Raw genomic sequence first — 20661 nt, forward strand, 5'->3', positions numbered from 1 at the left:
CGGGAGCAGGCGGCCTGACCAGCAAGATTGGGTGGAAGCGGAAGATGGACAAGCAGCAGGAGTTCGTGCTCCGTACGTTGGAAGAGCGCGACATCCGTTTCGTACGCCTGTGGTTCACGGACGTGCTGGGCTTCCTCAAATCGGTGGCCGTGGCCCCGGCGGAGCTGGAGCAGGCCTTCGACGAGGGCATCGGCTTCGACGGATCGGCCATCGAGGGCTTCGCCCGCGTCTACGAGTCCGACATGATCGCTAAGCCCGACCCGTCGACCTTCCAGGTCCTGCCGTGGCGGGCCGAGGCCCCCGGCACCGCCCGGATGTTCTGCGACATCCTGATGCCGGACGGTTCGCCGTCCTTCGCGGACCCGCGGTACGTGCTGAAGCGGGCGCTGGCCAAGGCCTCCGACCAGGGCTTCACGTTCTACACGCACCCGGAGATCGAGTTCTTCCTGCTGAAGGACAAGCCGACGGACGGCTCGCGGCCGACCCCGGCCGACAACTCCGGCTACTTCGACCACACCCCGCACAACGTCGGCATGGACTTCCGCCGCCAGGCGATCACCATGCTGGAGTCGATGGGCATCTCGGTCGAGTTCTCGCACCACGAGGGCGCGCCGGGCCAGCAGGAGATCGACCTGCGGTACGCGGACGCGCTGTCCACGGCCGACAACATCATGACGTTCCGGCTGGTCATGAAGCAGGTGGCGCTGGAGCAGGGCGTGCAGGCGACGTTCATGCCGAAGCCGTTCAGTGAGCACCCGGGTTCGGGCATGCACACGCACCTCTCCCTCTTCGAGGGCGACCGCAACGCGTTCTACGAGTCCGGCTCCGAGTACCAGCTCTCCAAGGTCGGCCGCTCCTTCATCGCGGGCCTGCTGAAGCACTCGGCGGAGATCGCCGCGATCACCAACCAGTGGGTCAACTCGTACAAGCGCATCTGGGGCGGCTCCGAGCGCACCGCGGGCGCCGGTGGCGAGGCCCCCTCGTACATCTGCTGGGGCCACAACAACCGCTCGGCGCTGGTCCGCGTCCCGATGTACAAGCCCGGCAAGACGGGCTCGGCGCGGGTGGAGGTCCGTTCCCTCGACTCGGGCGCGAACCCGTACCTGGCGTACGCGGTCCTGCTGGCCGCCGGCCTCAAGGGCATCGAGGAGGGCTACGAACTGCCGCCGGGCGCCGACGACGACGTCTGGGCCCTCTCCGACGCCGAACGCCGCGCGATGGGCATCGAGCCGCTGCCCCAGAACCTGGGCGAGTCCCTCACGCTCATGGAGCGCAGCGAACTGGTCGCCGAAACGCTCGGCGAACACGTCTTCGACTTCTTCCTGCGCAACAAGCGCCAGGAGTGGGAGGAGTACCGCTCCGAGGTGACGGCCTTCGAACTGCGGAAGAACCTGCCGGTGCTGTAAGGGCAGGCCGGGGCGGGTTTTCTCGCTGACCGGACGAGTGGGCCGACGGTCGTGGACCGTCGGCCCCAGGCGTTGTGTCGCGTGACACGATGTGGCGATGTTCGATTTCGACTCCACGCCGTGCGGGGGCAGTCCCTGAAGGGGGTCGAACTGCTTGAATGCACCGGCAGGGACCTGGCTCGGGGAAACACCGACGTCAGCTTCGTCTTCGCGACGAGCCGGGTGACCGTCTTCGACGCCCTCGACTAGCACGGGCTGAGCTTTGCCCCGCCCGACCGGCGACAGAAGTCCCATCCGCTGTACTGAAGCGTCCGGCGGCCAACATTGTTCGGGACGGACCGGTCCGGCGGGATGTCGGGCCCGCCGCTCAGGCTCGTGCTGCGCGGACAGAGAGTGCTCGCACAGGGATGTCGTCCGTTCGAGTGGTGCACCCCGTGCCGCGCAACCACACCGGTCACGCACGAGTCGTACAGCCCACAATCCACGCTGTGACTCTGGGGGACCCGTGAAGACCCGTACCGCCGCCGCACTCGCCGTCACTGCACTCCTCGCGCTCGCAGCATGCTCTTCCGAAGCCACCAGCCCTCAGACGCAGGCACCGACGACCAGCCGGGAAAGCGCCTCGCCGAAGAATCCCGACGCCAGTGGCGACCCCACGCCCAGCGCCGACCCCACCACCGGCGCCGCCGAAGAGCCCCCCACCGCGGAGCAAGAGACCGCGATGCTCCCCGACATGACCGGCAAGGTGTTGCAGACCGCACAGGATGAGGCCCAGGCACTCGGCTTCTACAGCCTCACCTCGTCCGATGCCACCGGTGCCGACCGCTTCCAGGCCTTCGACCGGAACTGGAAGGTCTGCTCACAGGCCCCGGCGCCGGGGGAGCACCCCGTCGACACGACCATCGACTTCGCCACGGTCAAGCTGAGCGAGTCCTGCTGACCGACCCCGGACCAGCCCGACACGGGGCCGGATGCGGCCGGGCCGCCGACCCCTGGGTGTCCCTTCGACAGCGGAGCGACGTGCGTCACGCGGGTGCGTGTCACAGGAGCTCGGGCTGTCTCGTCTCAGGGGTGTAGGCGACGCCGACCACTGAGGAGTACGCGATGGACGCTCGACTCGACTACTTCGCCAGCCCGACGGCCGGGAAGGCTCTCAAGTACTTCATGTCGGCGGGCAAGGCGCTCAAGGAGTCACCGCTGCCGGCCGTGACGCAGGAGCTGGTGGCCCTGCGGGTCAGTCAGATCAACGGATGCGCCGCCTGCCTCGACATGCACACCAAGGAGGCCGCCGCCGCGGGGGAGAGCCAGGTACGGCTCGGTCTCGTGGCGGCCTGGCGGGAGGCCACCGTCTTCACCGAGGCCGAGCGGGCCGCGCTGGAACTGGCCGAGCAGGGGACCCGCGTCGCGGACGCGGCCGACGGAGTCAGCGACGAGGTCTGGGCGCGTGCCGCCCAGCACTACGACGAGGAACAGCTCACCGCCCTGGTGGTCCTGGTGTCCTTCATGAACACGGTGAACCGGCTGAACATCATCACCCGGCAGCCCGCGGGCGAGTACAAGGCCGGACAGTTCCACTGAACGACGGCCAACGGCGAACGGCAGGACTGCGGAGGGGAGTCGGCGTGAGCAAGGTCGAGGAGTTCGAGGAGCTGCGGCCCCTGCTGTTCTCGATCGCCTATCGCATGCTGGGCAGCGTGGGAGAGGCCGAGGACGCCGTCCAGGAGACCTGGCTGCGCTTCGACGGCTCGACGACCCGGCCCACGTCGACCAAGGCCTTCCTGTCCGCCACGGTGACCCGTATCTCGATCGACGTACTGCGTTCCGCCCGCGTGCGGCGTGAGGAGTACGTCGGGCCGTGGTTGCCCGAGCCGCTGCTCACCGACCCCTACCAGGATCCGGCCCGCTCGGCGGAGCTGGCCGACTCGGTGTCGATGGCCGCGCTGCTCCTCCTGGAACGGCTCAGCCCCCTGGAGCGGTCCGTGTTCGTGCTGCGCGAGGTGTTCGGCTTCGGCTTCGACGAGGTCGCCGCGACGGTGGGGCGGTCGGAGGCGGCCTGCCGGCAGTTGCAGGTACGGGCGCGGCGGCACATGGAGGCCGGACGGCCACGGTTCGAAGCGGACCGCCAGGAGCGGGAGGAACTGGCGACGCGGTTCTTCGACGCCCTGCGCGAGGGCGATGTCGACGGTCTGCGCGACCTGCTCGCCGCCGACGTGTCCATGGTCGGGGACGGCGGCGGCAAGGCCCCGCAGCTCGCCCGGGCCGTCAGCGGCGCCGAGAACGTGGCCCGGCTGCTCGCCTCCGTCTTCCCCCACATGGCCCGGATCGACGTGACCTTCGAGCCGCACGAGGTCAACGGCCGGCCCGGCGCGGTCTTCCGCGACCGGGACGGCAAGGTGCTCCACATCCTGGCCCTGGAGATGCTCGACGGGCGGATCCAGACCATCCGCTCGGTGATCAACCCCGACAAGCTCGGCCATCTCGGACCGGTCGCCGACGCGTGGGCCGTCGACCGCGAGGTGAAACGGGCCCGTCGGCAGGCGCGCTGACAGGTCGGCCCGGTCGGAGCCGGCCGCATCGCACACGACGACGTGTCCGGTCCGGGCGGATTCGGGCGGACCAGCAGGCACGGCCGCCCGGACCGGTGGACCACCGCTCGGTAATCCGCCGCTCGGTGGGCTACCCCTCGGTGGGCTCCTGCTGTTCCGCCAGCTCAGCCATCAGCTTGTGCAAGGGCTTCGCCACCCGCTCGCGGTACTCCTGGATGGCCCAGCCGTTGCCGTCCGGGTCCGTGAAGTGCATGAACGTACCGCCGTCCTGAGGGGCGTACGCGACGGGCTCGCTGACTTCCAGACCCCGCGCGGTCAGCTCCTCGTACGCGGCCTTCGCGTCCGCGACGACCAGCTGCATGCCGTGGTACGTGCCCGGCTGCGGGGTCCCCGACGGGATCGGCACGCCCTTGGAGAGCGCGATCGAACAGCCGGAACCGGGAGGCGTCAGCTGGACCACCCGCGCGCCCGGCATCACCTCCGTGTCGAGGTCGACGTGGAAGCCCACCTTGTCCTGGTAGAAGGCCTTCGCCCGGTCGATGTCGGTGACCGGCAGCATGATCACTTCAAGTGCCATGTCCATGGAACGACTCCTTTGTCGTGTGCCGTATGTGCGTGCGTGCTCAGGCGTGTGCGGCCTCGGTCGTATCCGTCATATTTGCCATATCCGCCGCATCCGCCGCATCCGCCTCATCCGCCGCATCCGCCGTGTTCACGGTCGCGGCGCCTTCTCGGCGCATCCGCTCCGTCCCCCAGGCGCCCAGCGGACCCAGCGCCCGGTTGAGCGTGCGCCCGTGCTCGGTCAGGGAGTACTCCACCCGCGGCGGGACCTCGGCATGGACCTCCCGGTGTACGAGGCCGTCCTCCTCCATCTCGCGCAGGTGCTGCGTCAGCATCTTCTCGCTCACACCCGGCAGGCCGCGACGGAGTTCGGCGAAGCGGCGTACGCCATGGGTTTCGAGCTCCCAGAGGATCAGGCCCTTCCACTTGCCGCTGACCACGTCGAGCGCGGCGTCGATACCGCAGATGTAAGGGCCGTTTCTCGGCGCCTTGGCCATCGCTGGTCCCCTTACGAAAAGGTAAGTACCGCAGAAAATAGTGCGTACTTCCTAGATTAGTGAGCCTCTTCGAGCATGGAGGAGTGAACGGACAACAGAACTCCACCGACAGCTCCACCGACGGCTCCACCGACGGCTCCGGCGGCGGCTTCACCAGCAGCCGGCACAGCCCCGTCACCGTGCTCGGGCTCGGGCCGATGGGCCGGGCCATGACCCGCACACTCCTCGCCGCCGGCCACCCGGTCACCGTCTGGAACCGCACCACCGGTCGCGCAGACGGCGTCGTCGCCGACGGAGCGACGCTCGCGGCGACACCCGCCGAGGCGGTCGGAGCGAGCGGCCTCGTGATCCTCAGCCTCACCGACTACGCGGCGATGTACGACATCCTCGGCGGCGCCACCGGATCGCTCGCAGGCCGGACGCTGGTCAACATGAGCTCCGACACCCCCGATCGCACCCGCGAGGCGGCGGCCTGGGCGGCCGGTCATGGTGCCGCCTTCCTCACCGGCGGTGTCATGGTTCCCGCGCCGATGGTCGGCACGGCGGCGGCCCACGTCTACTACAGCGGCCGCGACGAGGTACTGCGGAGCCACCTGGCGGCGCTGACACCGCTCGGGACGCCTCGATACCTGGGCGAGGACCCGGGGCTCGCCCAGCTGATGTACCAGGCGCAACTCACGGTGTTCCTGACCACCCTGTCCGCGCTGATGCACGCCACCGCGATGCTGGGCAGCGCGGGAATGAAGGCCGGGGAGGCGCTGCCGGAGCTGCTGTCCTCCGCCGACGCGATCGGCGCCATCCTGCGGGCGGGCGAGGAGAATCCCGGCGCCGCGCTCGACGCCGGCGAGCATCCCGGAGACCTCAGTACGGTCACCATGATGGGAGCGACGGCCGACCACATCGTCGAGACCAGCGCGTCCCTCGGTCTGGACCCGGCGCTCCCGCTGGCCGTGCAGGCGCATTACCGCCGCGCGATCGAGGCCGGGCACGGCGGCGACAACTGGACCCGCATCATCGACGGCATCCGCGAACCGCGCTGACCGCACGCGAAGCCCGCATACCCGACGCCCGCCGAGTCCGCGCTGCCCGCCCGCGGAGCCGCCGCCCGCGCCACCCGCCCGCCCAGGCGCTTCCCCCGCGCTCTGCGGTTACGCTCTGAGGCGTACGACCTTGATCGCATGGGGTGACACCGCGGGGGACGACGGAGGCCGGGATGACGGTGCCGGGGCGCAGGAGCAGTACCTTCTCTCGGCTGCTGCGGCACGGTTTCACCGATCCGTCGGCCGCCGAGCGGCTGCTCGACAGCCCCGAGCTGGCGGCCGTGACGAACGATCCGGTGCTGCTCGACGCGCTCGGCGCCACCGCCGATCCGGATCTGGCCCTGCTCGGGCTCGTCCGGATCGTCGAGGCGCAGGCGGACGACGCGGGGCGGCGCGAGCTCCTCGACACGCTGATCGCGGCCAAGCCGCTGCGTGACCGGCTGCTCGGGGTGCTCGGCGCCTCCGACGCGCTCGGCGACCACCTCGCGCGCCACCCGCTCGACTGGCAGGCCCTCGTCACGTACGAGCCGCAGGACCTGCATCCCGGCGTCGCGGAGTTCGAGCGCGGGCTCGCCGGGGCGGACGACCCCGTGTCGCTGCGGGTCGCCTACCGGCGGTGCCTGCTGTCCATCGCCGCCCGTGACGTGTGCGGGACCACCGATGTCGCCCAGGCGGCGGCCGAGCTGGCCGACCTGGCGACCGCCACCCTGCGCGCCGCGCTCTCCATCGCCCAGGCCGCCGCGCCCGAGGACGCCGGGATGTGCCGGCTGGCGGTGATCGCGATGGGCAAGTGCGGCGGCCACGAGCTGAACTACGTGTCCGACGTGGACGTCATCTTCGTCGGGGAGCCCGCCGAGGGGACCGACGGAGCCGACGAGGACAAGGCGATGCGGGCCGCCACCCGGCTGGCGGCCCATCTGATGCGGATCTGCTCGGAGACCACCGTCGAGGGATCGATCTGGCCCGTCGACGCCAATCTGCGGCCCGAGGGACGCAACGGACCGCTCGTACGCACGGTCAGCAGCCATCTCGCCTACTACCAGCGCTGGGCCAAGACGTGGGAGTTCCAGGCCCTGTTGAAGGCCCGGGCCGTCGCGGGGGACGTCGCACTGGGGGAGGAGTACGTCGCCACGCTGGCCCCCCTCGTCTGGCAGGTCGCCGAGCGGGAGAACTTCGTCACCGACGTGCAGAAGATGCGGCGGCGCGTCGTCGAGAACATCCCGCCCGCCGAGATCGAGCGGGAGCTGAAACTCGGCCCCGGCGGACTGCGGGACGTCGAATTCGCCGTACAGATGCTGCAGTTGGTGCATGGGCGGGTCGATACGTCGTTGCGCAGCGGAACCACCCTCGACGCCCTGAAGGCACTGGCCGCGGGCGGGTACGTGGGACGGGTCGACGCCGTGCAGTTCGACGAGGCCTACCGGTTCCTGCGGTCCATGGAACACCGCATACAGCTCTTCCGGCTGCGGCGCACACACCTCGTACCCGAGGACGACGCCGATCTGCGGCGACTCGGCCGCTCACTCGGGCTCCGGACCGACCCGGTCACCACGCTGAACCGCGAGTGGAAACGGCACGCCGGTGTGGTGCGCCGCCTCCACGAGAAGCTCTTCTACCGTCCGCTGCTCGACGCCGTCGCCCAACTCGCGCCCGGTGAGACCCGGTTGAGCCCGGGAGCGGCGAGGGAGCGGCTGGTGGCCCTCGGGTACGCGGACCCGGCCGCCGCGCTGCGCCACCTGGAGGCGCTGGCCTCCGGCGTCTCCCGCAAGGCCGCCATCCAACGCACCCTGCTGCCCGTCCTGTTGGGCTGGTTCGCCGACTCCGCCGACCCCGACGCGGGGCTGCTCAACTTCCGCAAGGTCTCGGACGCGCTCGGCAAGACCCCCTGGTATCTGCGGCTGTTGCGGGACGAGGGCGCCGCCGCCGAGAACCTCGCCCGGGTCCTGTCCGCCGGACGGCTCGCCCCCGACCTGCTGATGCGGGCACCCGAGGCCGTGGCCCTGCTCGGCAACGGCTCCAGCGGCGGACTCGTGTCCCGTCCCCGCGCCCACCTGGAGCAGGAGATCCTCTCCGCGGTGGGCCGGGCCGGCAAGGGAGAAGCGGCGGTCACCGCCGCGCGTGGCGTACGGCGGCGCGAGCTGTTCCGTACGGCCGCCATCGACATCGTCAGCTCCTACGGCACCGAGGAGACCCCCGCCAACGCCGACCAGGGCGCACTGGTCGACCTCGTCGGAGGCGCCATCTCGGACCTCACGGCGGCGACCCTCGCCGGCACCCTGCGGGCCGTCGTCCGCGACGGCTGGGGCGAGACCCTGCCCACCCGCTTCACGGTCATCGGCATGGGCCGCTTCGGCGGCCACGAACTGGGTTACGGGTCCGACGCCGACGTCCTCTTCGTCCACGAGCCACGGGAGGGCGTGGCCGAGGAGGAGGCCGCGCGGGCCGCCAGCACCGTCGTCTCCGAGATGCGCAGGCTGCTGCAGATGCCCAGCGCCGACCCGCCGCTGCTCATCGACGCCGACCTGCGCCCCGAGGGCAAGTCCGGGCCGCTCGTACGGACGCTGAAGTCGTACGAGGCCTACTACCGCCGGTGGTCGCTGGTGTGGGAGTCACAGGCGTTGCTGCGGGCCGAAGTCGTCGCGGGGGACGAGGAGTTGGGGCGGCGGTTCCTCGACCTCGCCGATCCGCTGCGGTATCCGGCGGAGGGGCTCGGGGAGGACGCCGTACGCGAGATCCGGCGGCTCAAGGCCCGGATGGAGACCGAGCGGATGCCCCGCGGGGCCGATCCGACGCTGCACACCAAGTTGGGGCGGGGTGGGCTGTCGGATGTGGAGTGGACGGTGCAGTTGCTGCAGTTGCGGCACGGGTGGGCGGAGCCGGGGCTTCGGACGACCCGCACGCGGGAGGGGCTGGCCGCCGCGTGCGCGGCCGAGCTGATCTCGGGGGAGGACGCGGCGACGCTGGACGAGGCGTGGGTGCTGGCGACTCGGGTGCGGAACGCTGTGATGTTGGTGCGGGGGCGGGCGGGGGACACCTTCCCGTCCGACGGGCGGGAGCTGGCGGCCGTGGGCCGCTATCTGGGATACGGCCCCGGCCACGTGGGGGACATGCTGGACGACTACCGACGTACGACGAGACGAGCCCGAGCGGTGGTGGACGAACTGTTCTACGGGGCGTAGTGACACCGACCGGGGGGCTGACTACCAGCCCGTCCGGCGTTTGAGGACAAAGGGGGCGAGGGGGCGGAGCCCCCATGTGTGGACGGGAACGGGTAGGGGCGGCGGGGGCGGGAGAATGCCACCCCGACCAGCACCACCCCCATCCCCGCAAGCACCCGCCACCCCACGTCCTCCCCCAGCACCACCGCCCCCATCCCCACCGACACCACCGGCAACAGGTAGCCGACCGTCGCCGCACTCGTCGGGCCCTCGTCCGCGATCAGGCGGTAGTTGAGGTAGAACGTCACCCCCGTGCCGAGCACCCCGAGCGCGCCCACCGCCAGGAGCCCCATGGCGTCGGTGCGCACGGGCCCCGCCGCGGGAAGCGCCAGCGTCGTCCACGCCGTGGCGGTCAGCAGCTGCGCCGCCGAAACGGCGAGCGGCGCCCCCCGCCCCGTAAGCGCGCGCGCCATGTACGCGAAGGCGACCGCGTAGCTCGCCGCCGCGGCCAGCAGGGCCACCGCGCCCCAGGTCAGCAGCCCCGAGCGATGCCATGGTGCGAAGATCAGGAGCGTACCGGCGAAGCCCAGGAACAGGCCGGTCAGGCGGAGGCGGCCGAGCCCGCGGTCCGTGCCCAGGACGATCCCGATCAGCAGCGACCACAGGGGAGTCGTCGCGTTCAGCACGCCCGCGACACCCGAGTCCACCGTCTGCTCGCCGACGCTGAACAAAGCGAACGGGACGGCGTTGCAGAAGAGGGCCGCGACCGTGAGACGGCCCCAGGTCCCGCGGTCGCGGGGCAGGCGCTGGCCCGCCGAACGGGCCAGGAGCAGGAGCACGGCCGTGCCCAGCGCGCAGCGCGTGATGGTGATCTGGGCCGGGGACAGCCCGTGGTTCAGGGCGAGTTTGATCCACAGGAAGCCGGAGCCCCAGAGGAGCGCCAGCGCGGCCATGCGGAGCGTCGAGGTGAGCGGCATGCGTCCACGGTGAGGCCCTCACTCTGTAAGGACAAGTGAAGGATATTGCATGCACTGTTAACCTCACCTACATGCTTGATGTGCGACGCATGCAGATGCTGAGAGCCGTGGTGACCAGCGGGTCCGTGACGGCGGCGGCGACGCGGCTGGGCTACACGCCCTCGGCGGTCAGCCAGCAGATCGCGGTACTGGAGAAGGAGGCCCGCACACCCCTGCTCGAACGGGTCGGCCGGGGCGTACGGCCCACCGAGGCCGGACTCCTGCTCACCGGGTACGCGGACGTCATCGGCCGCCAGGTCGCCGAGGCCGAGACCGCGCTCGCCGACCTGAGGGCGGGCCGCACCGGGCGGCTCGCGGTGCGGTACTTCGCGACGGCGGGAGCCGCGCTGGTCGCCCCGGCGGTGGCCCGGGTACGGGCCGAGCATCCGGGCGTACAGATCGAGTTGAAGCTCATCGACCCCGAGGACCCCCTGCCGGACGTACGGGAGGGCCGGGCGGACCTGGCCCTCGTGGTGCGCCCGGAAGGGAACGGGACACAGGCGGCCGGGGCGGACGGTGTGCGGCTCGTGCGGCTGCTCGACGATCCGTATCTCGCCGTCCTGCCGAAGGGGCACCCGCTGGCCGGGCGGCGGACCGTGGCGCTTGCCGACCTCGCCGAGGAGCCGTGGGTCGGCAGCGAATGGCCGGGGCCCTGTCTGGACGCGCAGCTCTCGGCGTGCGAGGCCGCCGGATTCCGGCCCCGGTTCGTGGTCGAGAGCGAGGACTACGTGACCGCTCAGGGTTTCGTCGCGGCCGGGCTCGGCGTGAGCCTGGTCCCGCGCCTGGGGCTCGGCAGCAGGCACCCCGGAGTGGTCGTGCGGGAGGTCCGCCGGCCGGAGCCGGTACGGGCGATCTTCGCCGCCGTACGCGAGGCGGTGCCCCCGACACCCGCGCTGGACAGCTTCCTGCGGGCACTGCGGGAGGCCGGGGGCGGGGAGTGACCCGGCCCCGGACCGTCAAGCCCCGGTCTTGGTCTTGATCTTGGGTTCGGGCGTGGGCTCGGCCTTGGGCGGGACCTGTCGCGGGAGCGCGTGCGGCAGAGAGCCGTACCAGAGCCTCGCCACCGCGTAGCCGAACGCCAGGCACGCCATGCCCCCCACCGCGTCCAGCCAGAAGTGGTTGGCCGTGGCGACGATGACCACCAGCGTCGCCACCGGGTAGAGGAGGCCGAGGACGCGGACCCACGGCACCGACGCCAGGGCGAAGATCGTCAGGCCGCACCACAGGGACCAGCCGATGTGCATGGACGGCATCGCGGCGTACTGGTTCGACATGCTCTTCAGGTCGCCGGAGGCCATCGAGCCCCAGGTCTGGTGGACCACGACCGTGTCGATGAAGTCGTTGCCGTTCATCAGGCGCGGCGGGGCCAGCGGATACAGGTAGTAGCCGACCAGGGCCACACCCGTGGTGGCGAAGACGACCGTGCGCGTGGCCGCGTACCGGCCGGGATGGCTGCGGTAGAGCCACACCAGGACGCCGATGGTCACCACGAAGTGCAGCGTCGCGTAGTAGTAGTTCATGCCGACGATGAGCCAAGTCACCGAGTTCACGGCGTGGTTGACCGATTCCTCGACGGCGATGCCGAGGTGGTGCTCCATTCTCCAGAGCCAGTCGGCGTTCTCCAGCGCCTGGGTCCGCTGCTCCGGAACGGCGTTGCGAATCAGTGAATACGTCCAGTAACTGACGCCGATGAGCAGGATCTCGAACCAGAGCCGGGGGCGGCGGGGCGTACGCAGCCTTCGCAGGAGACGGTGTCCCGCGCTGCCGTGCGCCTCGTCCGCGACGGGCTGTGGAGGGGCCTGCTCCTGGCCTTCCAGTGTCGTCACGGTGCTCTCACCCATAGGGACAGAGTCTGCCAGATGAGCCTTTCACGACCGATCATCCCTTGGGTGGGTCCTGGTCGCACGTTCTCCACCTGAGGTAGGTGGACCACTACTTCCCGCGCACGACACGACCCGGCCGCACACCCCTACGCGGTACCCCTAGGTACGTGGTTCTCCTGGGCGCGGTTGCGGTCCCCGGGCGACGAAGCCGTCGAGCCCCGTACCACCAGTTCCGGCATGAACACGAACTCGCTGTGGGGCGCCGGGGTCCCGCCGATCTCCTCCAGGAGCGTGCGTACCGCGGCCTGGCCCATCGCCGGCACCGGTTTGCGCACCGTGGTCAGGGGCGGGTCGGTGAACGCGATCAGCGGGGAGTCGTCGAAGCCGACGACGGAGATGTCGTCCGGGACCTCCAGGCCGCGCTGCCGTGCCGTCCGTATGGCACCCAGTGCCATCATGTCGCTCGCGCAGACGATCGCCGTGCAGTCGCGGTCGATGAGCGCCGCGGTGGCGGCCTGGCCGCCCTCCAGCGTGTACAGCGAGTGCTGGACCAGGCGCTCCTCGATGTCGGCCGTGGCCAGCCCCAGCAGGTCCTGCATGGTGCGGACGAAGCCCTCGATCTTGCGCTGCACCGGCACGAACCGCTTGGGGCCGAGCGCGAGGCCGATCCGGGTGTGGCCGAGCGAGACGAGGTGGGTGACCGCGAGCGCCATCGCCGCCCGGTCGTCCGGTGAGATGAAGGGCGCCTGCACCTTCGGCGAGAAACCGTCGATGAGGACGAACGGCACTCCCCGCCCGCGCAGTTGCTCGTAGCGCTGCATGTCCGCGGAGGTGTCCGCGTGCAGTCCGGAGACGAAGATGATGCCGGCGACCCCCCGGTCGACCAGCATCTCGGTGAGTTCGTCCTCGGTGGAGCCGCCCGGAGTCTGGGTCGCGAGCACCGGCGTGTAGCCCTGCCGTGTCAGCGCCTGGCCGATGACCTGGGCCAGGGCCGGGAATATCGGGTTCTCCAGCTCCGGGGTTATCAGCCCGACGAGCCCTTCGCTGCGCTGGCGCAGACGTACGGGCCGTTCGTAGCCGAGCACGTCGAGCGCGGCCAGTACGGACTGGCGGGTGGTGGCGGCGACGCCCGGCTTCCCGTTCAGGACCCGGCTGACGGTCGCTTCGCTCACCCCCGCCTGCGCTGCGATGTCGGCAAGCCGTGTGGTCACGGGATTGGACTGTACCGGCCGGGGATCGCGTTGCCCACTGAACGAACGCCGTGCGCGGGCACTCGGACGGCCCGCTCCGGGCTGCTGCGTCATCGCGTTCCCTCGTGATTCTGGTCGGCAGTGTCGTGGCGGGGTGGTCGTCGTCCGCCGCGTGCGCCCGTGCGGATGGGGGTGTTTCTGCAAGGCGCCGAGCGCCGATGATCCTCGCGACGGACGAGTATGGCAAGAGCTTGCAGTGTCTTGCACGACGGCCCGCACCCCATGAATGCCCCTGTGGCAAGGCATCGCGGCAGATCGGGACGGTTCCGAAGAGGTTACGGCGGGGTAACTGTCCGCCGGTCTTGCACTTTTTTGCTGCAAGGTCTTTCGCGCTGCTTTCAACGCTGTTACGTTCACGTCGCCCGACGGCGGCAACGGTGCGGTCGGCGAGTCGGCAGGGACGGCGGACGGGACCGCCCCCTCGAAGCACACGGGCTTTCACCCTCAAGGAGAACTCATGCGGCGTGGCATAGCGGCCACCGCACTGGTGGCGTCCCTCGCCCTCACGGCGACGGCCTGCGGCGGAGACAGCGACGACAGTGGCAAGGCGGACGGCCCGGTCACCCTCACGTGGTGGGACACGTCCAACGCCACCAACGAGGCACCGACGTACAAGGCCCTCGTGAAGGAATTCGAGAAGGCCAACCCGGACATCAAGGTCAAGTACGTCAACGTGCCCTTCGACCAGGCGCAGAACAAGTTCGACACCGCCGCCGGTTCCAAGGGCGCCCCGGACATCCTGCGTTCCGAGGTCGGCTGGACCCCCGCGTTCGCCAAGAAGGGCTTCTTCCTGCCGCTCGACGGCACCGAGGCCCTCGCGGAGCAGGACAAGTTCCAGGCCAGTCTGATCGAGCAGGCCAAGTACGAGGGCAAGACGTACGGTGTGCCGCTGGTCACCGACACCCTCGCGCTGGTCTACAACAAGGAACTCTTCGCGAAGGCCGGCATCGACGGGGCGCCCACCACCTGGGCCGACCTCAAGACGGACGCCGGAACGGTCAAGAAGAAGACGGGCGTCGACGGCTACTGGGGCTCCACCCAGGCCTACTACGCGCAGGCTTTCCTCCACGGCGAGGGCACCGACACGGTCGACGCCGACGCCAAGAAGATCACCGTCAACTCGCCCGAGGCGGTCAAGGGCTACAAGACCTGGCAGGGCCTGTTCAGCGGAAAGGGCCTGCACAAGGCCGACACCACCGCCGACGCGTACGCCCACATCCAGGACGCCTTCGTCAACGGCAAGGTCGCCTCGATCATCCAGGGCCCGTGGGAGATCACGAACTTCTACAAGGGCTCGGCCTTCAAGGACAAGGGCAACCTCGGTATCGCCGCCGTCCCGGCCGGCTCCAGCGGCAAGGCGGGCGCCCCGACCGGCGGTCACAACCTCTCCGTGTACGCGGGCTCGGACAAGGCCCACCAGGAGGCCTCGCTCACGTTCCTGAAGTTCATGACCTCGGCGAAGTCCCAGGAGACCATCGCCCTCAAGAACTCCACGCTGCCGACCCGCGAGGACGCCTACACCACCGAGGTCAAGTCCGACCCGGGGATCGCCGGCTACCAGGGCGTGCTCGCCGCGGCCCAGCCGCGTCCGGCGCTGCCCGAGTACAGCTCGCTGTGGGGTCCGCTCGACACCGAACTGCCCAAGATCGCCGGTGGCAAGGAGTCCCTCGACAAGGGCCTGAGCAACGCCGAGACCGCGATCGCCAAGCTGGTCCCGGACTTCAGCAAGTGAGCCCGGGTGGCCGCCGGGTCCGTCCTCGCCCGCCGTGGTGGGGACGGACCCGGCGGCCACCGGCCATGCCCATGCCCACGCCCACGACAGGCCTGCTGATCAGCCCCTGATTTTCCAGAAGGTGTCGAACCATGACAGTCGTCATCGACCGCGCGACCGGCAAGCGCCGCGGTGGCCGGGCCCCGCGCCCCGGCCCGCTCCAGCGCCTGAAGCGCGCGTACCGCAAGTACTGGTACGCGTACGCGATGACCGCCCCGGTGGTCGTCGTACTCGGTGTGCTGGTGCTCTACCCGCTGGTGCGCGGCATCTACCTGACGTTCACCGACGCCACCAGCCTCAACTCGGCCCGCACGATCGGCGTCAACCACATCGACGCCACGTACGAGTTCATCGGCCTGGACAACTACGCCGACATCCTGTGGGGCCCCACCGCGTACGACCGGTTCTGGTCGCACTTCATCTGGACGATCGTGTGGACGGCGCTGTGCGTGCTGCTCCACTACGCCATCGGGCTGGGCCTCGCGCTGCTGCTCAACCAGAAGCTGAAGGGCCGGACCTTCTACCGGCTCATCCTCGTCCTGCCGTGGGCCGTGCCGACCTTCGTCACCGTCTTCGGCTGGCGGTTCATGCTCGCCGACGGCGGCATCATCAACTCCGTGCTGGACGCGGTACATCTGCCCTCGCCGCTCTGGCTGGAGGACACCTTCTGGCAGCGGACCGCCGCGATCATGGTCAACACCTGGTGCGGTGTGCCGTTCATGATGGTCTCGCTGCTCGGCGGCCTGCAGTCCATCGACCCCGTCCTGTACGAGGCCGCCGAGATGGACGGTGCCAATGCCTGGCAGCGCTTCCGGCACGTGACCCTGCCCGGCCTGCAGTCGGTCAGCTCCACCGTCGTCCTGCTCGGCGTCATCTGGACGTTCAACCAGTTCGCCATCATCTTCCTGCTCTTCGGCGACACCGCGCCGGACGCGCAGATCCTCGTCACCTGGGCCTACTACCTGGGCTTCGGCCAGCAGCCCCGCGACTACGCGCAGTCCGCGGCGTACGGCGTGCTGCTCCTGTCCATCCTGATCGTCTTCACCTCCGTCTACCGCCGCTGGCTGGCCCGCAATGAGCAGCAGCTCGCGATCTGAGGCAGGAGCCCCCATGAGCACCACGACCGTCAAGACCCCCGCCCCCGCGGACGAGGCCCCCACGGGCGGCGCACCGGCCGGCAAGGGACCGCGGCGCGGCGAGCGCAGTCGCGCCGGGGCCCTGACCTCGCACGGCATCCTCATCGTCGCCAGCCTGATAGCCCTGTTCCCGATCGCCTGGCTGATCTATCTGTCGCTCGGACCGGACAAGGACGACTATCTGCACCCCGGGGGCATCCTCGGCAAGATGACGTTCGACAACTACACGTTCGTGTTGCGGCACACGCCGTTCTTCGACTGGCTGTGGAGCACGCTCGTCGTGTCGCTGGGTACGACCGTCATCGGCGTCATGGTCGCCGCCACCACCGGCTACGCGGTCTCGCGCATGCGCTTCCCCGGCTACAAGAAGTTCATGTGGGTGCTCCTGGTGACCCAGATGTTCCCGGTCGCCGTCCTGATGGTCCCGATGTACGAGATCCTCAGCGAACTCCAGCTGATCGACAACTACTTCGGCCTGATCCTCGTCTACTGCTCGACGGCCGTGCCGTACTGCGCGTGGCTGCTCAAGGGGTACTTCGACACGATCCCCTTCGAGATCGACGAGGCCGGACGCGTCGACGGTCTTTCGCCGTTCGGCACGTTCTTCCGGCTGATCCTGCCGCTCGCCAAGCCGGGGCTCGCCGTCGCCGCGTTCTACAGCTTCATCACCGCGTTCGGTGAGGTCGCGTTCGCCTCGACGTTCATGCTGTCCGACACGAAGTACACGTTCGCGGTCGGGCTGCAGAGCTTTGTCAGTGAGCACGACGCCCAGCGCAATCTGATGGCCGCGACGGCCGTGCTCGTGGCCATCCCGGTGTCCGCGTTCTTCTACCTTGTGCAGAAGAACTTGGTCACGGGGTTGACCGCGGGTGGCACGAAGGGTTAGCCGTACGCGGCGAGCCGCGCGGTCGTCGGTCGTCCGCGGCTCCGTCGTGGCTGGTCGCGCCCACGCGGCGAAAGCCGGATATCGATACAGCCCCGCGCCCTACGGGGCGCTACCTCCCTTACGTATCAAGGATGTTATGAGCCAGCACTCCGCCGACCCGGCGCCGAACTCCGCTCTTGTGACCGTCGCCGATCGCCGTGACTGGTGGCGGGACGCGGTGATCTACCAGGTCTATCCGCGCAGCTTCGCCGACAGCAACGGTGACGGCATGGGCGACCTGGAGGGCGTACGTTCCCGACTCCCGTATCTGCGCGACCTCGGCGTGGACGCCGTGTGGCTCAGCCCCTTCTACGCCTCGCCGCAGGCCGACGCCGGCTACGACGTGGCCGACTACCGGGCCGTCGACCCCATGTTCGGCAATCTGCTCGACGCCGACGCCCTGATCCGCGACGCCCATGAACTGGGTCTGCGGATCATCGTCGACCTCGTCCCCAACCACTCCTCCGACCAGCACGAGTGGTTCAAGCGCGCCCTCGCGGAGGGTCCTGGTTCGCCTACGCGCGAGCGCTACCACTTCCGCGCGGGCCAGGGCGAGAACGGCGAACTGCCGCCCAACGACTGGGAGTCCATCTTCGGCGGCCCCGCCTGGACCCGTGTCACCGAGCCGGACGGCACCCCGGGCGAGTGGTACCTCCACCTCTTCGCGCCCGAGCAGCCCGACTTCGACTGGGACCACCCGGCGGTCGGCGACGAGTTCCGCTCGGTCCTGCGGTTCTGGCTCGACATGGGCGTCGACGGTTTCCGTATCGACGTGGCCCACGGCCTGGTGAAGGCGGAAGGGCTGCCGGACCTTGGATCCCACGAGCAGTTGAAGCTTCTGGGCAACGATGTCATGCCGTTCTTCGACCAGGACGGTGTGCACGAGATCTACCGCCAGTGGCGGCTCGTGCTGGACGAGTACTCGGGCGACCGCATCTTCGTCGCCGAGGCGTGGACGCCGACCGTCGAGCGCACCGCCAACTACGTGCGCCCCGACGAACTGCACCAGGCCTTCAACTTCCAGTACCTGAGCACCCATTGGGACGCCGACGAACTGCGCGCCTGCATCGACCGCACGCTCGACGCGATGCGTCCCGTCGGCGCCCCGGCCACCTGGGTGCTGTCCAACCACGACGTGACCCGGCACGCGACCCGGTTCGCCAACCCGGCCGGGCTCGGCACCCAGATCCGTACCGCCGGAGACCGTGAACTGGGCCTGCGCCGGGCCCGCGCGGCCACCCTCCTGATGCTCGCGCTGCCCGGGTCCGCGTACCTGTACCAGGGCGAGGAGCTGGGCCTGCCGGACGTCGTCGACCTGCCGGACGAGGTCCGGCAGGACCCCGCGTACTTCCGGGGCGCCGGCCAGGACGGGTTCCGCGACGGCTGCCGCGTACCGATCCCGTGGGACCGCGAGGGCTCCTCGTACGGCTTCGGCGGCGGGGGCAGCTGGCTTCCGCAGCCGTCCGGGTGGGGCGAGCTGAGCGTCGAGGCGCAGACCGGGGTGGCCGGCTCGACCCTTGAGCTGTACCGGGCCGCGCTCGCCGCGCGCAGTGAGCAGGCCGACCTCGGCGCGGGCGACCGTGTCGAGTGGCTGAAGGCACCCGAGGGCGTCCTGGCCTTCCGCCGCGGTGCGTTCGTGTGCACCGCCAACACCGGGGGAGAGGCGGCGACCGTCCGCGCGTACGGGCGGGTGCTGCTCGCGAGCGGTGAGGTGACCGTCACGGACGACGGCGAGGCGAAGCTGCCCGCCGACGTCACCGCGTGGTGGATCGCCGACTGACGGTCCGCCGACCGCCCGTCAACCCACCCCTCCTGTAAGAAGTTTCAGGAATTTTCAGAAGCCCGTCTTCCGCTTTGGGAGGCGGGCTTCTACGATCTGCGGCACCGCACTGCTGTTGAATTTTGCAGCAAGAACCTTCAACGGAGAAGGAACCCCCACATGGCCAAGAGAGCTCTGTCCTGTGCGCTCGCCCTGGCGGCCGCCGCGATCGTCGTCCCCGCGAGCACCGCCGGTACCGCCCACGCCTCCCCACCGGGCACCAAGGACGTCACCGCCGTCCTCTTCGAGTGGAACTTCGCCTCCGTGGCCAAGGAGTGCACCAACCGGCTGGGCCCCGCCGGTTACGGATACGTCCAGGTCTCGCCGCCCGCCGAGCACATACAGGGCTCACAGTGGTGGACCTCGTACCAGCCCGTCAGCTACAAGATCGCCGGGCGCCTCGGCGACCGTACGGCCTTCCAGAACATGGTCAACACCTGTCACTCGGCGGGTGTGAAGGTCGTCGCCGACACCGTCATCAACCACATGTCGGCGGGCAGCGGCACCGGTACGGGCGGCTCGTCCTACACGAAGTACAACTACCCCGGCCTGTACTCCTCGCCCGACTTCGACAACTGCACCTCGCAGATCAGCAACTACCAGGACCGCGGGAACGTCCAGAACTGCGAACTCGTCGGGCTCGCCGACCTCGACACCGGCGAGGAGTACGTCCGCTCGGCCATCGCCAAGTACCTCAACGACCTGCTCTCGCTGGGCGTCGACGGCTTCCGCATCGACGCGGCCAAGCACATCCCGGCCGCCGACCTCGCGAACATCAAGGGCCGGCTGAGCAACACGTCCGCCTACTGGAAGCAGGAGGCCATCTACGGGGCCGGTGAGGCGGTCCAGCCGACCGAGTACACCGGGACCGGTGACGTCCAGGAGTTCCGGTACGCGTTCGACCTCAAGCGGGTCTTCAACAACGAGAACCTCGCCTACCTGAAGAACTACGGCGAGGGCTGGGGCTATATGAGCAGCGGCGTCTCGGGGGTCTTCGTCGACAACCACGACACCGAGCGGAACGGGTCGACGCTGAGCTACAAGGACAACGCGAACTACACGCTCGCGAACGTGTTCATGCTGGCGTACCCGTACGGGGCGCCCGACATCAACTCGGGGTACGAGTTCTCGTCCACGGACGCCGGGCCGCCCAGCGGGGGTTCGGTGAGCGCCTGTTGGCAGGACGGGTGGAAGTGCCAGCACGCCTGGCCGGAGATCCAGTCGATGGTGGGCTTCCGCAACGCCGTGCGGGGGGAGTCGGTCACCAACTGGTGGGACAACGGGGGTGACGCGATCGCGTTCGGGCGGGGCAGCAAGGGGTTTGTGGCCATCAACCACGAGTCGTCGTCGCTGACGCGGACGTATCAGACGTCGCTGGCGGCGGGCACGTACTGCAATGTGCAGGCGGGTACGACGGTGACGGTGAACGGCTCGGGGCAGCTGACGGCGACGCTCGCCGCGAACGCGGCGCTGGCGGTGTACGCGACCAAGCCCACCTGCTGACGCCTGCCGCACCCCAAAGACTGCGCAGTTCCCCGCGCCCCTAAAAACCGCGCCCACCTGCGGCCGGGCGGGGCGCGGGCCCTAAAGACTGCGCCGTTCCCCGCACCCCTGAAAACCGCTTCCACCTGCGGCCGGGCGGGGCGCGGGTTCTAAAGACTGCGCAGTTCCCCGCGCCCCTGGGTGGGACGGGGCGCAGCCCCTCCCCAAGGG

Annotated in this window: 18 protein-coding genes; 13 read left to right on the forward strand and 5 right to left on the reverse strand. The window is 69.8% G+C overall.

Annotated elements, in window-relative coordinates:
* Window positions 1-44 precede the first annotated feature (44 nt).
* The 5 genes from glnA2 (at window position 45) to IE278_RS30310 (ending at window position 3952) form a co-directional block, all read left to right on the forward strand.
* A complete protein-coding gene (gene glnA2, locus IE278_RS30295) occupies window positions 45-1406 on the forward strand; it encodes a gamma-glutamylpolyamine synthetase GlnA2 (protein WP_189776536.1) in 1362 nt (453 codons plus the stop codon).
* Window positions 1407-1526: 120 nt separating this feature from the next.
* Entirely contained in the window at window positions 1527-1655 is a 129-nt protein-coding gene (locus IE278_RS42990; protein ID WP_281403193.1) for a hypothetical protein, read from the forward strand.
* 256 nt (window positions 1656-1911) lie between these two features.
* Window positions 1912-2346, forward strand: coding sequence for a hypothetical protein (locus tag IE278_RS30300; RefSeq protein WP_189776538.1), 435 nt, complete (start codon window positions 1912-1914; stop codon window positions 2344-2346).
* 164 nt (window positions 2347-2510) lie between these two features.
* On the forward strand, window positions 2511-2984 hold the full coding sequence (locus tag IE278_RS30305; protein ID WP_189776540.1) for a carboxymuconolactone decarboxylase family protein: 474 nt from the start codon (window positions 2511-2513) through the stop codon (window positions 2982-2984).
* A 44-nt stretch (window positions 2985-3028) separates the two neighbouring features.
* Complete coding sequence (locus IE278_RS30310) at window positions 3029-3952, forward strand: RNA polymerase sigma-70 factor (RefSeq protein ID WP_189776542.1); 924 nt, start codon at window positions 3029-3031, stop codon at window positions 3950-3952.
* Between the two features lie 130 nt (window positions 3953-4082).
* On the opposite strand, the gene IE278_RS30315 is transcribed toward IE278_RS30310, so the two are convergent.
* Window positions 4083-4535, reverse strand: coding sequence for a VOC family protein (locus IE278_RS30315; RefSeq protein ID WP_189776544.1), 453 nt, complete (start codon window positions 4533-4535; stop codon window positions 4083-4085).
* Between the two features lie 40 nt (window positions 4536-4575).
* Window positions 4576-5010, reverse strand: coding sequence for a winged helix-turn-helix transcriptional regulator (locus IE278_RS30320; RefSeq protein WP_189776546.1), 435 nt, complete (start codon window positions 5008-5010; stop codon window positions 4576-4578).
* 179 nt (window positions 5011-5189) lie between these two features.
* Between IE278_RS30320 and IE278_RS30325 the strand changes: the two genes are divergently transcribed.
* Complete coding sequence (locus tag IE278_RS30325; RefSeq protein WP_281403194.1) at window positions 5190-6050, forward strand: NAD(P)-dependent oxidoreductase; 861 nt, start codon at window positions 5190-5192, stop codon at window positions 6048-6050.
* Between the two features lie 173 nt (window positions 6051-6223).
* Entirely contained in the window at window positions 6224-9229 is a 3006-nt protein-coding gene (locus tag IE278_RS30330) for a bifunctional [glutamine synthetase] adenylyltransferase/[glutamine synthetase]-adenylyl-L-tyrosine phosphorylase (protein WP_189776548.1), read from the forward strand.
* Here the strand turns inward: IE278_RS30330 and IE278_RS30335 are convergent.
* The gene (locus tag IE278_RS30335; protein ID WP_189776550.1) at window positions 9217-10185 is read right to left on the reverse strand and encodes a DMT family transporter; all 969 of its coding nucleotides are present in this window, start codon (window positions 10183-10185) and stop codon (window positions 9217-9219) included. The two genes, IE278_RS30330 and IE278_RS30335, sit on opposite strands and share 13 nt — an antisense overlap.
* A gap of 71 nt (window positions 10186-10256) precedes the next feature.
* Here IE278_RS30335 and IE278_RS30340 point away from each other — a divergent pair, with 71 nt between their 5' ends.
* Window positions 10257-11165 (forward strand): LysR family transcriptional regulator, encoded by a 909-nt coding sequence (locus tag IE278_RS30340; protein ID WP_246570851.1) that lies wholly within the window; start codon window positions 10257-10259, stop codon window positions 11163-11165.
* A gap of 15 nt (window positions 11166-11180) precedes the next feature.
* Here the strand turns inward: IE278_RS30340 and IE278_RS30345 are convergent, their stop codons facing one another.
* Window positions 11181-12065: a phosphatase PAP2 family protein gene (locus IE278_RS30345; protein ID WP_189776552.1), complete on the reverse strand. Its 885-nt coding sequence runs from the start codon at window positions 12063-12065 to the stop codon at window positions 11181-11183.
* Between the two features lie 128 nt (window positions 12066-12193).
* Complete coding sequence (locus IE278_RS30350; RefSeq protein ID WP_265650697.1) at window positions 12194-13258, reverse strand: LacI family DNA-binding transcriptional regulator; 1065 nt, start codon at window positions 13256-13258, stop codon at window positions 12194-12196.
* 496 nt (window positions 13259-13754) lie between these two features.
* Here IE278_RS30350 and IE278_RS30355 point away from each other — a divergent pair, with 496 nt between their 5' ends.
* From IE278_RS30355 to IE278_RS30375, 5 genes are all read left to right on the forward strand, one after another.
* Window positions 13755-15029, forward strand: a complete 1275-nt coding sequence (locus tag IE278_RS30355; protein ID WP_189776563.1) for an extracellular solute-binding protein — start codon at window positions 13755-13757, stop codon at window positions 15027-15029.
* Window positions 15030-15160: 131 nt separating this feature from the next.
* Entirely contained in the window at window positions 15161-16165 is a 1005-nt protein-coding gene (locus IE278_RS30360) for a carbohydrate ABC transporter permease (protein WP_189776564.1), read from the forward strand.
* Window positions 16166-16178: 13 nt separating this feature from the next.
* Window positions 16179-17090, forward strand: a complete 912-nt coding sequence (locus IE278_RS30365) for a sugar ABC transporter permease (RefSeq protein ID WP_189776566.1) — start codon at window positions 16179-16181, stop codon at window positions 17088-17090.
* A gap of 136 nt (window positions 17091-17226) precedes the next feature.
* Window positions 17227-18909 carry a glycoside hydrolase family 13 protein gene (locus IE278_RS30370; RefSeq protein ID WP_189776568.1) on the forward strand — a complete coding sequence of 561 codons (1683 nt, stop codon included), beginning with the start codon at window positions 17227-17229 and terminating at the stop codon, window positions 18907-18909.
* Window positions 18910-19068: 159 nt separating this feature from the next.
* Window positions 19069-20451, forward strand: a complete 1383-nt coding sequence (locus IE278_RS30375; protein ID WP_189776570.1) for an alpha-amylase — start codon at window positions 19069-19071, stop codon at window positions 20449-20451.
* The last annotated feature ends 210 nt before the right edge of the window (window positions 20452-20661 follow it).

It is taken from the genome of Streptomyces tauricus, assembly GCF_014650955.1.
Classification (GTDB): Bacteria; Actinomycetota; Actinomycetes; order Streptomycetales; family Streptomycetaceae; genus Streptomyces; species Streptomyces tauricus.